This window comes from Streptomyces sp. NPDC048106, assembly GCF_040706415.1.
In the GTDB taxonomy this organism is placed as follows: Bacteria; Actinomycetota; Actinomycetes; order Streptomycetales; family Streptomycetaceae; genus Streptomyces.
Genome location: NZ_JBEZND010000001.1, coordinates 335456 through 349306, shown reverse-complemented (window position 1 = coordinate 349306; position 13851 = coordinate 335456). Strand labels below are relative to the sequence as shown.

Here is a 13851-nt window from a genome sequence, read left to right as displayed (position 1 = left end):
TGGCCACAACGCGGGGCCGCCGTTCCCAGTTGTCGCATGTGCTGGCAAAGCTCCACGTCCGGGACGTCGACTGGAGTGTCACCAGACCGGCGAAACGTTTCCGGTCGCTGCACTGGCCCTGCCGCTATCACGGTCGATTGCGTGTCGAGGGCCGTTTGACGGGAGGCCTTGCCAGGGAAGAGAAGCAGGTCAGCAGGGGTGCACCACCCGCCCCACCCAGCACCTTCCAAGCGCTTGGCCGCAGGTTCGAGTCCTGCCGGGGGCGCCGCGCGGGGCCCTCCCTCAGGGGAGGGCTTTTTGCTGTCGGCGTGCGGCGACCGTGAGTGCGAGCCGACTCCGGCGTACTGGTGATAACCGGCCGGCGCCTGCGTCAGCCCTTCAGACCGCCGCTCCCGGGCGGCGCCGCCGCAGCCTCCGGATCTGGGGGCGTACGGGAGCCGCGCGGCCGGAGCCGGGGGGCCGCGGTGAGCAGTTGTCGGGTGAAGGGGTGGGCGGGGGTGTCGAAGACGTCGGTGGTGCGGCCGGACTCGACGATGGCGCCGTCCTTCATCACGGCCACCCGGTCGCACACCTGCCGGATGACAGCCAGGTCGTGCGAGACGAAGAGCATCGCGAGCCCGCGCTCGGCGCGGATCCGCGCGAGCAGGTCGAGGATCTGCGCCTGGAGGGACACGTCCAGGGCGGAGACCGGCTCGTCGCACACCAGCAGTTCGGGCGCCGAGGCCAGGGCCCGGGCGATGGCGACACGCTGGCGCTGGCCGCCGGAGAGTTCCAGCGGCCGACGGGAGAGGACACCGGCGTCGAGCCCCACCTCGGCGAGGAGCTCGGCGACCCGGGTACGGCGCTGCGCCCGGGTGGTCGCGGGCAGGGCCTCGGCGATGATCCGCCGCACCGGGTAGCGCGGGTCGAAGGAGCTCAGGGGGTCCTGGAAGACGGCGGCCAGCGCCCGGCGGCGCGGTCGGCGGGCGCGTTCCGGCAGCGGGCTCCACGGCCGGCCGGCCAGCCGGACGGTGCCCGCGTCGGGCTCCCGCAATCCGAGCACGATCCGGGCCACGGTGCTCTTGCCGGCGCCGGACTCCCCCACCAGGCCGAGCGCTTCGCCGGGCGCCACCTCGAAGCCGACGCCGTGCACGGCGTCGCTGCCGCTTCCCGGATAGCGCAGCCGCAGCCCTTCGGCCGACAGCACCGGCGGGCCGGCCGGACCGGCCGGACCGGCCGGCCTCGCGGCTGGGGCCGGGGCCGGGGCGGGAACGGCCGAACCTGTGGCCGTCGCAGCCGGAACAGTGACCGGGGCAGCCGGACCAGGCGGCCTCGCGGCCGAACCATTAGCCGAGGCCGGGGCCGTCGAACCCGAGGCCAGGACCGTCGGAGCCGTGACCGGGGCGACCGAACCCGAGGCCGAGGCAGCCGAACCCGAGGCCGGGACAGCCGGACCCGAGGCCGGGACAGCCGGACCATGCGACCTCGCGGCCGAACCCGTAGCCGAAGCGACCGAACCCGTAACCAGGCCAGCCGAACCCGAGGCCGAGGCAGCCGAACCCGAAGCCGGCGCAGCCGAACCCGTGGCCAAAGCCGCCGAACCCGTGACCGACGCGGCCGAACCCGAAGCCGGAGCCGGAGCCGTCGGAGCCGAAGCCGACGCAGCCGAACCCGAAGCCGGAGCCGTCGGAGCCGAGGTGAGGAGTCGGGACGTGTACGGGTGGCTGGGCGCGTCGAGGACGTCGGGGGCCGGGCCCTGTTCGACGATCCTGCCGTCGTGCATGACGGCGATCCGGTCGGCGATACGGGCGACCACCGCGAGGTCGTGGCTGATCAGCAGCAGTCCGGTGCCCTTGTCCCGCAGGCTCTCCAGCAGGGTCAGGAGCTGTGCCTGGACGGTCACGTCGAGGGCCGTGGTGGGTTCGTCGGCGATCAGCAGCCCCGGCCGGCCGGCCAGCGCGGACGCGATGAGCGCGCGCTGCCGCTGGCCCCCGGACAGCTGGTGCGGGTAGCGCGCGGCCACCGTCGCCGGGTCGGAGATCCCCGTCGAGGCGAGCAACTCGTACACCCGTGACGTCAGTTCGGCTCGGGTCGCAAGGCGGTGCGTGCGCAGCACCTCGGCGATCTCGGCGCCCACGGTCCGCAACGGGTCGAGGGACACCAGGGCGTCCTGGAGCACCAGTCCGATGCGGCGGCCGCGGATCCGGCGCCAGCGGCGCTCGTCCGCCCGGCGCAGGTCCTCGCTCCCGAGGGCGAGCCGGTCCGCCGCGACCTCGGCCCGCCCGCCGGCCAGCCCCAGCAGGCTGCGAGCCGTCACGCTCTTGCCCGAGCCCGACTCGCCGACCAGGGCCAGGCATTCGCCGGGCGCGAGGTCGAAGGAGACACCGCGGACGGCCGCCGTCCGCCCGAACCGCACGCTGAGCTCCCGTACCGACAGCGTTTCCGTCATCCCCACCCCTCAAGACGGCGTTGCACCCGGCGTCCGACGACCGTCACCGTCATCACCAGGGCCGTGATCAGCAGGCCGGGAAACGCGGCGACCCACCAGGCGCTCGTGTAGTGGTCGCGCCCCGCCGCCAGCATCGCCCCCCACTCGGGCGCCGGCTGGGGCGCGCCGAGCCCCAGGAAGCCCAGCGAGGAGCCGATGATGACCGCCTCGCCGATGCCGAGGGTGGCCAGGACGATCAGTGGCCGCAGCGCGTTGGGCAGCACGTGCCGCCAGATCACCACGGGCCTGGACACGCCCATGACCACCGCCGCCGTCACGTAGTCCGAGCGCCGCACCACCTGCGCCTGAGCACGGACCATCCGCGCGTAGCCGGGCACCGAGGCGATCGCGATGGCGGTCAGGGCGCCCGCGGCACCGGGCCCGGTCACCGCGACGACGAGCAGGGCGAGCAGCAGCCCGGGGAAGGCGAGCAGCACGTCGAGCACCCGGATCAGCAGGGAGTCGACGATCCGGCCGCCGACCACCATGAGCAGGGCGAGCGCCGTGCCCCCGGTCCCGGCGAGCGCGGTCGCGGCCAGGCCGGTGAGCAGGGAGAAGCGCGTGCCGTGCACGGCCCGGGACCACACGTCCCGCCCGAGCTGGTCGGTGCCGAACCAGTGCCGGCCGCTGGGCGGCTGGAGGACCGCCCCGAGATCGACCTCGGTGGGCGAGTGGCCCGCGAACAGGCCCGGCGCGGCGGCCGCCAGCAGGAGCAGGCCGAGGATCCCCAGCGCCAGGGGAAGGACCAGCGACCTCCTCATGCGGCACGCAGCCTTGGGTCGGCGATCCTGCACACGGCGTCCACCAGGGTGTTCACGGTGACGAAGACCAGGGCGAGGAGCATGACCAGCGCGCTCACCACCGGGAAGTCGCGGCCGGTCACCGCCTCCAGGGTCACCCGCCCCAGGCCCGGCCGGGCGAACACGGTCTCCACCAGCACCGCCCCGCCCAGCAGACCGCCCAGCAGCCAGCCGGAGAGGGTCGCGACGGGAACGACTCCGTGGCGCACCAGATGGCGCATCCGCAGGGCCGACGGCCCGACCCCCCGGGCCCGCACACTCATGGCGAACGGCTGGCGCAGCGCCGTCTCGATCTCCGTGCGCAGCACCTGGCTGAGCACCGCGCCCAGTGGTGCCCCCAGCGTGACGGCGGGCAGCACGAGCCCCCGGACGCCGGTGGCGCCCGCGACGGGGAACAGATGCCACCTGAAGGACAGTACGGCCAGCAGCATCATCCCCAGCCAGAACCCCGGAGTGGAGATGAGCAGCAGCTCCGCCCCCTGCACCAGCCGGCCGAGCCGCGGCCACCGGCCCGCGGTGAGCCCGGCGGTGAGCAGGGCGGCCACCAGCGCGAACCCCAGGGCGGCGAAGGCCAGTTGCGCGGTCGGCACGATCTGGTCGCCGATCACCGTGCTGACCGGCTCCTGGAGTTGGTAGGACCGGCCCAGGTCGAACCGGGCGAGCCGGCCCAGGTAGTGCAGGTAGCGCAGCGGCAGCGGCAGGTCGAGGCCCATCTCGTGGCGCACCGCGGCCATCGTCTCGGGGGTGGCGGGCGCGCTGCCGACGAGGGCGCGCGCCGGGTCGCCGGGGATGAGCTGCATGGCGACGAAGGAGAGGGTGGCGGCGCCGAGCAGGACGGCCAGGGCGCTGACGCCCTTGCGGACCGTCCAGCCCAGCACACCCGCCCAGCGCGTGCCCGCCCAGCGCACGCCTGCTCCGCCCGCACCCGCCCCGCGCCCGTCCGCCCAGCCCGCGCCCGCCCAACGTGCACTCGCCCCACGCACACCCGCCCCGCGTACACCCGCGACTGCCCCGCGCGCACTCGCCCCGCGCCCGTCCGCCCCGCTCACACCCGCCCCACGCACGCCCGTCCCACGCACGCCCGTCCCACGCACGCCCGCGCCCGCCCCGCGCGTACTCACCTCGCGCCCGTCCGCCCCACCCGCACCACCACCCGAACCCGCCCCGCGCCCGCTCATCCGGCGATCCACGCGTGCTCGAACCGCGGGAACCCGGCGGGGTCGGCGGTGAGGCCGCGTACGTTCTTGCGCGTGGCGACCAGATAGGCGGGCACGAACACCGGTACCACCGTGGCCTGCTGGATCACCCACCGCTGTGCCTGGGCGTAGTCCTTGTCGCGTTCCCGCTCGTCCGCGGTGGTCACCGCGCCGTCCACCCAGCGGTCCACCCGCGGATCCTGGACCCGGCTCATGTTCTGCCCGGTCATGGGCAGGCTCTTCGAGTCCAGGAAGGTGCGCAGGATGTCGGGGTCGGCGCGGCCCCAGGACTGGTCGAGGATGTCGTACGTGCCCTTCGCCGCGGCCTCGTAGAGCGGGCCGTTCTGGAGGACGGGCCGGACGACCTCGATGCCGGCCTTCTTCGCCGCCGCCTGGATGCCCTGCCCGAGCACCCCGCGCTGCTGGGCGTCCAACTGGGCCTGGGTCGCCGGCCAGACGACGCGCAGCCGTCTGCCGTCCTTGGTGCGGTAGCCGGCGGAGTCGCGGCCGGTCCAGCCCGCCTGGTCGAGGAGCCGGTCGGCGGCGGCGAGGTCGTAGGACCAACTGCCCCGCGTCTTCGCGTCGTAGTTCCGGCTGGTCGGGGTGAGGATGCTCCACGCGCGCGTGAAGGTGCCGCCGTAGACGGATCGGACGAGCGTGTCCACGTCGAGGGAGCGCTGGAACGCCTGCCGCACCCTGCGGTCGTCGAACGGGGCCCGGGCGGTGTTGAGGTAGAGGCCGTAACTGGCGCCCTGGGCCTCGGTCCTGACCAGTGTGAGCGAGCTGTCGGCGGTGACCGCCGGGACGTCCGGGGTCGGGACGGGCGAGATGCCGTCGACCTGCCCGCTGCGCAGCGCCCCCACCCGGGTGGCGGCCTCCGGCAGGAACCGGAAGGTGAGCGTGGGGATGCGGGCCTTGCCCGTGGCATCGCCCTCGGGGCCCCAGGCGTACTTCGGGTTCGCGTGCAGCGTGACCTGCTGCTGGTGGACGTGTTTGTCGAAGACGTACGGGCCGGAGCCGACGACGTGGTCGCACAGGGATCCGGCGTAGGTGGTGAACGCCTTCGGGGACTGGATGCCGAGATAGGCGGTGCTGACGGCCTGGAGGAAGGGCTGGAACGGCCGGCTCAGCCGGACGCGGACGGTACGGGCGTCGAGGACGGTGGAGTCCCGGTAGGGGCCGATGAGCGAGCGGGCGTACAGCGACTTGGTCGCCGGGGCCACGATCCGGTCGAAGCTCGCCTTGACCGCGGTGGCGTCCAGGGGCGTCCCGTCGTGGAAGGTCACGCCCGCGCGGAGGTGGAAGGTGTACGTCCTGAGGTCACTGGAGGTCTCCCACCGGGTGGCCAGCCAGGGGTGGAACAGCCCCTTGCGGTCCTGGCTCACCAGGGAGTCGACGACGCCCCGGGTGATCAGTGCCGTCGCGTCGGCCATGCTCACCTGGGGGTCGAGGCAGCTTGGCTCCGTGTCGAGGGCGAAGGTGAGGCCGCGGTCGCCGGACGCCGTCCCACCGGAGCCGGAACACGCGGCGGTGAGGAGAACCATCGCGGTCAGCATGGCGGCCAGCACTGGTCTGTACGACACCGGGCATCCCCTCTGTCGGCAGGCGATCACTGCGGCCGAAGCTAGGAGGCGGCGCTCGAGCCCTTCTATAGGCGTCGTTCATAAGGTCGGCGTATGCAGATCACGGAGATACGGGTCCCCGCCTTCTCGACCCCGCCGGGCGCGCTGCGGCCCGCGCGCCGGGAGCTGGAGCCGCCCGCCGCCGGAGAGGTGACCATCGGGGTGGAGGCCGCCGGGGTGTCCTTCGACGACATGCTGATGCGCCGGGGGACCTGCCCCGGCCAGGAGGGCCCGCCGCTCGTGCCGGGGCGCGATGTCGTCGGCGTCGTCACCGCCGCCGGGGCGGACGGCGCCGGGGCCGATCTGGTGGGGCGGCGGGTGGCGGCCGTCGTCGGCGCGGGCGGCTGGGCGGACGGCGTCAACGCGCCGCTCGGTTCGGTGGTGCCGGTGCCGGAGGGCCTGTCGCCGGTGGCCGCGGTCGGCATCGGGTATGCGGGGGTGCTGGCCTGGTACATGGTCCACCGCCAGGCGCGGGTCGCCGCGGGGCAGACCGTGGTGGTGCCCGGGGCGCCCGGCTGGGTGGGGACCGTCCTGGTGCAACTGGCGGAGCTGGCCGGCGCCCGGGTCATCGGGGTGTCCAGCACCCGGCAGCTGGCCGAGGCGACCCGGCTGCGGTTCGAACCGGTCGACCACTGGGTCGAGGACGTCCCCTCGCGGGTGGCGAAGCTGGCCCCGGACGGCGTGCACGCGGTCTTCGACCCCATCGGCGGTCCCAACCTCGCCGAGTCCGCCGGGTTCCTGCGCGAGGGCGGCGCCTTGATCAGTTACGGGAACTGGTTCACCCGCGACGAGCCGGCCGCCCGGCACACCACCGACCTCGCCGCTCTGGGCGGCCGGGCCGTCGCCGTCGACCTGTTCCAGGGGCAGTGGCGCGAGGAGCTGGCGGGCATGCTCGGCGAGGTGCTGACGCTCGCCGCCGCCCGGCGGATCGAGCCGTACATCGCGGCGGCCCGCCCGCTGACCGAGGCGGGCGGCGCGCTGGCCGAGTTCGAGCAGGGGGGCCTCGTGGGCCGGGTGGTCCTCACCACCGAGCGGCTGCCCTCGGCGGCCTGACCGCGGGCGTGCGGGGTGCGTGAGCGTCTCGACCGGTCCTCCAGCGTCCGTCCGTAGCCTCCCGGCCATGACGGAATTCACCGCATTCGACGGCACCCGGCTCTCCTACGAAACCCTCGGCTCGGGCCCGGTGCTGGTGCTTGTGCCCGGCGGGCCGCGGGACTCGGTGTATCTGGAGGATCTCGGCGGGCTGAGCGAGCACTTCACCCTGATCAGGTACGACGCCCGGGGCACCGGCGCCTCGCAGGCGCCCGCCGAGCCGGGCGCGTACGCCTATCCCGTACTGGCCGAGGACATCGAGGCGCTGCGCCGGGAGCTGGGCGAACAGACGCTGGACCTGCTCGCCCACTCCAGCGGGACGGTGGTGGCCCAGGCGTACGCGGCGGCGCACCCCGAGCGGGTCGGCCGACTGGTGCTGGTCGGCCCCGGACCCGACATGTACGGCGCGGGCGGCGGGGACATCCCCGAGATCCTCGGGCGCCGCGGCGACGAGGTCTGGTTCGCCGAGGTGTCGCAGGCCGCGCGGGAACTGGTCGCGCTCGGCCCGGACAGCCCGCCCGAGCAGGTCTTCGACGTCCTGAGCCGGTACACGCCGGCCGGGTACGGCCGCTGGGACGAGCGGCAACGCGCGCACGCCGAGGCCCAGTTGGCCACCTTCTCGCTGACCGCCTGGTCGGGCTTCTGGGCGGCCGAGTCGGGGCCGAAGGCCGTGCTGGACGGGCTGGCCGCGGTCAAGGGGCCGGTGCTGGTCGTCACGGGCGAGCGGGACGCGCTGACGGGTGTGGCGGTGGGGGACGTGGCAGCGGGCCACTTCCCCGACGCCCGCCATGTGACCGTGGCGGGCGCCGGGCACTTCCCGTGGGTGGACGCGCCCGACGCCTTCGTCACCGCGATCCGGGAGTTCCTCGGTGATCAGCCGCCGATCTCGTCCGGCGAGAAGTCGTCGACCTCCACCAAGGGGTAGATCGTGAACTGAAGGTGGGGGCTGATCGGGTTGCCGTAGAGCGCGCCGAGGAGTTCCTCGTGGGATTCCACGTCGAAGATGTTGAGGCCGCCCGACTCACCGATGCGGACCCAGGAGTGCTTGATGGTCCCCTTCTCGATCAGCCCCTTCATGTACGCGTAGCCCTTCGGCAGCCGCTCGAAGAACTCGTCGGCGCTGATTCCGGTCGGCGTTGCGTTGATCAGCACGGCGAACAGGGCCATGTCTACCTCGCTTGGCTCGGTTTGGTAGGGCGCCGTCCAGGCTGCCGTCCGCCGGTCGAGGCTCCCTGGAGGGCGATCGAGGCTCCCTGGAGGGCGGTTGGCGCCTATGGGAGGACGGGGCGACGCCCACGGGAGGACGGGTCGACGCCTACCGCGGGAGGACGGCCGGATCCTCTCGTGGCGCCAACTCAAGGGCCTCCGCGAGCAGTTCGTAGCAGCGCCGCCGGTCCGCGTGGTCGTGGATCATGTTCATCGCGATCAGCTCGTCCACCCCGAGCTCCGCCTCCAGGCTGCCCGCCAGTTGCCGGATCCGCTCGGGCGTACCGGCGAAGTAGCGGGGCCATTCGGTCTCCTCGCCCGCCAGGGGATGGGGGCCGCGGGCCAGCTCGGCGACGGCCTCGTCCGCGTCCGGGATGGCCCGGATGTCCCCGGCGAACAGCCGCTTGCGCACCAGCAGGTGGCTGGCCAGCATCCGCTGCGCCCGCGCGTCCGTCTCCCCGCAGTACATGCCGAGCCCGACGATCACGCGCGGCTCGGTGCCCCGGAACTTTGCCCGGTAGGTCTCGACGGCCCGCCGGGTGTCCGCCGGGTTGATGAAGTGCGCGTAGGCGTACGGCAGTCCGAGCTCGGCCGCGGACGCGGCGCTGCGGACGCTGGAGCCGAGCAGCCACACCGGCGGCACCTCGGGCACCGTCGGCATCACCTTGATGGTGCTGTACGGGTGGTCGGCGGCGAAGCTCTCGTGCAGATGGCGCTGGAGCGCGCTGATCCTCGCGTCGAAGTCGTCGGCCGCGGCGGGGGCGTCCCAGCGCATCGCCCGGTTCTCCAGCGGGTTGGCGCCGCCCGCGCGGCCGATGCCGAGGTCGATCCGGCCCGGATACAGGGCCTGGAGCACATGGAAGACCTCGGCGACCTTCATGGGGCTGTAGTAGGTCAGCAGCACCCCGCCGGACCCCACCCGGATGCCTTTCGTCTCGGCGGCTATCCGGGCTATCAGTATCTCGGGGGCGGTGCCCGCGTGGGACGGGATGCCGTGGTGCTCGGCCACCCAGTAGCGTTCGTAGCCGAGCCGGTCGGCCAGGCGCGCCAGTTCGAGCGTGTTGTGCAGCGCCTCGGCCGGCGGCCGTCCCTCGGCCACGGTGGACTGGTCCAGGACGGAGAGTTTCATCGGCGTACTCCTTCGAGGGTGCGGGCCAGCAGTCGCGCGGTGTTGCGGGCGAGCGGGAAGTCCGTGCCCGGCGGGACCATGCCGTGGGCCAGCACGAGGCCGGTCAGCCTCGCGGTGATGAGCATCAGCCGGAAGCCGGCGAAGACCTCGTAGTAGTCGAGGTGGTGGACCGTGCGGCCGGAGAGTTCCTCGTAGCGGGCGACGGTTTCGTCGCGGCCCGGGAGTCCGGGCAGCCGGTCGGCGCCGATGCCCTCGCTGAGATGGCGGTCCAGGTACAGGAACCAGGCCAGGTCGGTCTCGGGTGCGCCGAGCGAGGCCATCTCCCAGTCCAGCAGGGCGGCGGGGCGGCCGGCCGCGCTGAAGATGATGTTGCCGAGCCGGGCGTCGCCCCAGAGCAGGCTGGGGCGGGCGGGCTCCGGTGGCCGGTGGGCGCGCAACCAGGCCAGGGTGCGCAGCGCCAGGGGGTCGTCCGCCCGGTCGAAGTGGTCCAAGTAGCGCTCGTAGTAGTCGAGTTGATGGTCGAGGTGGCTGCCGTGGCGCGGGGTCCGGTGGCCGGTGAGAGCCGCGAAGTGGAGGCCGAGGGCGTGGACGTCGAGGGCGTGCAGTCGGCTCAGCGCCTCGATCCCGCCGTGCCACAGGCGGGCCCGTCCCGGCTCGTCCAGCTCCGCCACCCAGCCCTCGCGGTGGTACGACGGCAGATCAGCGGGTACCTGCCCGGCCACCTGTTCCATCACGTAGAAGGGGGCCCCGAGCACGGCCGGGTCGCGTTCGAACCAGTGGACGCGGGGCACCGGCACCACCCCCGTGCCGTACAGGACGCGTTGCAGCCGGCACTGCGTGCCGAGGCGGGCTTCGGGATAAAGCTGGTACGACCGGCCCGCGACGCGGGCGGCGAAGCGGCCCCCGGCCGGTGTGCGGCCGGTGCGCCAGGCCGCCCGGAAGAGCAGCGTCTCGGTGGAGAACCCGGAGTGCGGAACGGTGAGTTCGGCGATCTCCAGGTCGCTGCTCCCGGGCAGTCTGGCGGCCAGCCACGTCCGCAGCCGCTCCCGGGTCACCTCCGGGTCACGCTGTTGCGGTACCGGCATCGGCGCTCTTCGCGGGTTCGGCCACGGGCGGCGCGGACGGCGCCTGGGCCTTCGGCATGAACAGGGCCGTCAGCACGGCCAGGACGGCGAAGACCGCCCCGGTGAGGAACGCCGCCTGGTAGCCCTCGACGAGGCCCGCGGTGCCGGTGCCGGCGGTCTGGGACGCCGCGACGGTGGCCAGCACCGCCAGCCCGATCGCGCCGCCCACCTGCCGGGTGGTGTTGATGACGCCGGAGGCCAGCCCCGCCTCCTGCGGCGCGATGCCGGTCATCGCGGAGAAGCTGATCGGCATCATCGCCACGCCGGTACCGAAGGTGACCAGCAGCATCGGCACGAACAGGTTGGTGAGGTAGGTGCCGTCGGCGGGGATGAACGACAGCCAGAGCAGGCCGGCGACGACGAGCACCGGGCCGCCCGCGATGAGCAGCCGGGGGTCGACGCGCTTCATCAGGGCCGGACCGCTGTAGGCGCCGATGGTCATGGCCGCGGATCCGGGCAGGAAGGCCAGTCCCGCGTCCAGCGCCCCGTACTTCAGCACGTTCTGCATGTAGAGGGACAGGAAGAAGAAGTGGGCGATCACCGCGCACCCCAGCCACAGCATGGTGAGGTTGGCGACCGTGACCGGGCGGACCTTGAAGAAGCCCAGCGGCATGAGGGGTTCGGCGGCCACCCGCGCCTCGTGCACGACGAACCAGACCAGGAGTGCCGCGCCGCCGATGAGCGGCGCCAGGGTCTCGACCGAGCCCCAGCCCTTGGTCGGGGACTGGACCGTGCCGTACACCATGGCCATCAGGCCGGCGGTGACCAGCAGGGAACCGAACACGTCGAGCCGGGACTTGGCCGCGTCGGCGCGGCTCTCGTGCAGCAGGGTGTAGGCGCCGACGATGGTCAGCAGGCCGATCGGGATGTTGACCCACAGGATCCATCGCCAGTCGACGAGCTGGGTCAGGACGCCGCCGAGCACCGAGCCGACGGCGGCGCCGCCGCCCGCGACCGCGCTCCACGCCGCCATCGCCTTGGGCCGCGCCGGCCCGGTGAAGGTCGTGGTGACGAGGGTCAGGGTCGCCGGGGAGAGGATCGCGCCCCCGAGGCCCTGCGCGGACCGGGCGATGACCAGCGTCGTCGGATCCTGGGCGACGGCCCCGGCGAGCGAGGCGAGGACGAAGAGGGCCAGTCCGGCGACGAAGACGCGACGCCGCCCGAAGAGGTCCGCCGCGCGCCCGCCGAGCAGCAGGAAGCCGGAGTAGGTCAGGGCGTAGGAATTGACCACCCATTGCAGCCCGACCTGGCTGAAGCCGAGGTCGGAGCGGATGGCCGGCAGCGCGACGTTCACGATCGAGACGTCGACGACGACCATGAGCTGGCCGAGGCACAACAGGCTCAGCACGGCCCAGCCAGGGGCTCGTAACGATGGAGCCGACGGAGAAGTCACCAATGTCTCCCAACTATTTGGACTGTGGGTCCAAAGTATTGGGCGGCCCAGTCCAGCAAGTCAACCGTGTTCGCCCAACGAGACGCACACAGGGGCGCGTACATGACAAGCCGTTGGAGCCATGGGCCCGCGCGGCCCATGGGAAGAGGGGACGAGAGGCCGGCCTCAGCGGACGGGGAGGCGGCCGGCCTGGTCCAGCTCGAACTTGTCGGCGAGCAACTGCTCGTGCAGCCTGCCGATCTGCGGGGACGGGCCGAGGCCGAGTTCGTCGTTCAGGATGCGGCGGAGCTGGTGGTATACACCGAGGGCGTCCACCTTCCGGCCCACCTGGTACAGGGCGACCATGAACAGGTAGTAGAGGTTCTCGTTCACGGGATGGGCGCCGGTCAGCACGCTCAGTTCGCTGATGAGGTCGTGGTGGCGCCCGAGGCGCAGGTCCGCCTCGATGCGCTGCTGGGTGGCCTGGAGGCGGCACTCGTTCATGCCGGTGGTCTGGACGGCGAGGAGCGGGCCGTGCTGCACGTCGCTGAGCGCGGGTCCCCGCCACAGCGCCAGCGCCTCGCCGAGCAGACGGGAGGCCGCGCAGTCGTCGCCCGCGTCCAGGGCGGCCACGCCCCGGGCCCGCAGCCTGCGGAAGACCAGCCGGTCGAGCTCGTCCTCCTCCATGACCAGTTCGTACCCGCGGTCACGGGTGACCAGCCGCTCGGCGGCCGGCAGGCGCGGATCGGCGCCCTTCTTCAGCAGCCTGCGCAACTGCATCACATACGTCTGGAGGGTGGGCACCGCGCTGCTCGGCGGTGAATATCCCCAGAGCTCTTCTATGCAGTCGGAAACCGGAACCATCCGTCCGGCGTTAAGTAACAGCAGGGACAGGAGTTTTCGCTGCTTGGGAGCCGTTGGAATATGAATCGCCTCATGCGCTGAGACGTGAAGCGGACCGAGTATTCCATAGCGCATGCCATCCCCCATTGGAAGCTCAGCACTGAAATGTCCGTGAGCCAATGGGAGCAATATTTGCTATAGCCGTCAAGCCTTCAGAAGGTTACGTTCCGATGAAGTGACCGTCGATTATGTATAACAGTTTGCCAACTATGCACCTCTCGTGTCGGAGGCATAATCCACCGGAGCGGACCGGTAGGCGCGCAGGAAAAATGTGGCTGCCGAAGTGGCCAGTTTCTCGATCTCTTCATCGCTCAGCCGCCGGGTTCCGTAGGAGGTGAGCTGCTGTCCGGGAAAGGAGAGGAGCGCCACGAATTGCGAGGCCGCCTCCTCCGGATCCTCCACGGCCAGCACGCCGCCCACGGTGAGCAGGGCCAGGCGCAGGGTCAGCCACTCGACCGCCCGGGGGACGGTGCCGCCACCCGATCCCCCGCAGCGGTCGCCGAGTTCGGGATGGCGGGCCACCTCGGTGATCAGCAGGCGGCGCAGCGCGGACAGCCGCTCGTCGAGCAGCACCTGGAGCAGTTGCCGCCCCACGGCGGTGAGGTCCTCCTCCAGGCGGTCCGGTGTGCGCAGCAGCGAGTCGTCCACCGAGGACTGGGCGTCGACCTCGATCCTCGCGGCCTCGACGACCGCGAGGAACAGGCCCCGCTTGTCGCTGAAGTGGTTGTAGATCGTCTGCTTGGAGACACCCGCGGCGACGGCGATCTTGTCCAGGCTCGCACCACTGAAGCCGTCCTGGATGAACGCCTCTTCGGCCGCCGCCATGACGGCGGCCCGCTTGGCCGGCAGTCCGCGCGGCACGGTCGCTTCGCCCACGGTGCTCCTCGCCCCTGGATCGCCTGTTGGACTCCGAAGTCTAATCCTTTGGGTATCTATTACA

Annotated in this window: 12 protein-coding genes; 2 read left to right on the top strand and 10 right to left on the bottom strand. The window is 72.6% G+C overall.

What is annotated here, in order from left to right; translation table 11 throughout:
• Positions 1 to 370 precede the first annotated feature (370 nt).
• The 4 genes from AB0927_RS01580 to AB0927_RS01565 form a co-directional block, all read right to left on the bottom strand.
• Positions 371 to 2428: an ABC transporter ATP-binding protein gene (locus AB0927_RS01580; RefSeq protein WP_366665431.1), complete on the bottom strand. Its 2058-nt coding sequence runs from the start codon at positions 2426 to 2428 to the stop codon at positions 371 to 373.
• Positions 2425 to 3228, bottom strand: coding sequence for an ABC transporter permease (locus AB0927_RS01575; RefSeq protein ID WP_366665430.1), 804 nt, complete (start codon positions 3226 to 3228; stop codon positions 2425 to 2427). Before AB0927_RS01575 ends, AB0927_RS01580 begins: the two co-directional genes overlap by 4 nt.
• The gene (locus AB0927_RS01570; protein ID WP_366665429.1) at positions 3225 to 4175 is read right to left on the bottom strand and encodes an ABC transporter permease; all 951 of its coding nucleotides are present in this window, start codon (positions 4173 to 4175) and stop codon (positions 3225 to 3227) included. Before AB0927_RS01570 ends, AB0927_RS01575 begins: the two co-directional genes overlap by 4 nt.
• Positions 4176 to 4441: 266 nt before the next feature.
• Complete coding sequence (locus tag AB0927_RS01565) at positions 4442 to 6046, bottom strand: ABC transporter substrate-binding protein (protein WP_366665428.1); 1605 nt, start codon at positions 6044 to 6046, stop codon at positions 4442 to 4444.
• A gap of 93 nt (positions 6047 to 6139) precedes the next feature.
• Between AB0927_RS01565 and AB0927_RS01560 the strand changes: the two genes are divergently transcribed.
• Both AB0927_RS01560 and AB0927_RS01555 read left to right on the top strand, forming a co-directional pair.
• Positions 6140 to 7138 (top strand): zinc-binding dehydrogenase, encoded by a 999-nt coding sequence (locus AB0927_RS01560; protein WP_366665427.1) that lies wholly within the window; start codon positions 6140 to 6142, stop codon positions 7136 to 7138.
• A 67-nt stretch (positions 7139 to 7205) separates the two neighbouring features.
• A complete protein-coding gene (locus AB0927_RS01555) occupies positions 7206 to 8102 on the top strand; it encodes an alpha/beta hydrolase (protein WP_366665426.1) in 897 nt (298 codons plus the stop codon).
• Here AB0927_RS01555 and AB0927_RS01550 read toward each other — a convergent pair.
• The 6 genes from AB0927_RS01550 to AB0927_RS01525 form a co-directional block, all read right to left on the bottom strand.
• Complete coding sequence (locus AB0927_RS01550; RefSeq protein WP_366665425.1) at positions 8051 to 8344, bottom strand: muconolactone Delta-isomerase family protein; 294 nt, start codon at positions 8342 to 8344, stop codon at positions 8051 to 8053. The genes AB0927_RS01555 and AB0927_RS01550 overlap by 52 nt on opposite strands.
• A gap of 148 nt (positions 8345 to 8492) precedes the next feature.
• The gene (locus AB0927_RS01545) at positions 8493 to 9512 is read right to left on the bottom strand and encodes an MsnO8 family LLM class oxidoreductase (protein ID WP_366665424.1); all 1020 of its coding nucleotides are present in this window, start codon (positions 9510 to 9512) and stop codon (positions 8493 to 8495) included.
• The gene (locus tag AB0927_RS01540) at positions 9509 to 10597 is read right to left on the bottom strand and encodes a phosphotransferase family protein (protein ID WP_366665423.1); all 1089 of its coding nucleotides are present in this window, start codon (positions 10595 to 10597) and stop codon (positions 9509 to 9511) included. Before AB0927_RS01540 ends, AB0927_RS01545 begins: the two co-directional genes overlap by 4 nt.
• Positions 10575 to 11984, bottom strand: a complete 1410-nt coding sequence (locus AB0927_RS01535) for an MFS transporter (protein ID WP_366665422.1) — start codon at positions 11982 to 11984, stop codon at positions 10575 to 10577. Before AB0927_RS01535 ends, AB0927_RS01540 begins: the two co-directional genes overlap by 23 nt.
• Before the next feature lie 210 nt (positions 11985 to 12194).
• The gene (locus AB0927_RS01530; protein WP_366665421.1) at positions 12195 to 12986 is read right to left on the bottom strand and encodes an AfsR/SARP family transcriptional regulator; all 792 of its coding nucleotides are present in this window, start codon (positions 12984 to 12986) and stop codon (positions 12195 to 12197) included.
• 132 nt (positions 12987 to 13118) lie between these two features.
• Positions 13119 to 13787: a TetR/AcrR family transcriptional regulator gene (locus AB0927_RS01525; RefSeq protein WP_366665420.1), complete on the bottom strand. Its 669-nt coding sequence runs from the start codon at positions 13785 to 13787 to the stop codon at positions 13119 to 13121.
• Between the last annotated feature and the right edge of the window lie 64 nt (positions 13788 to 13851).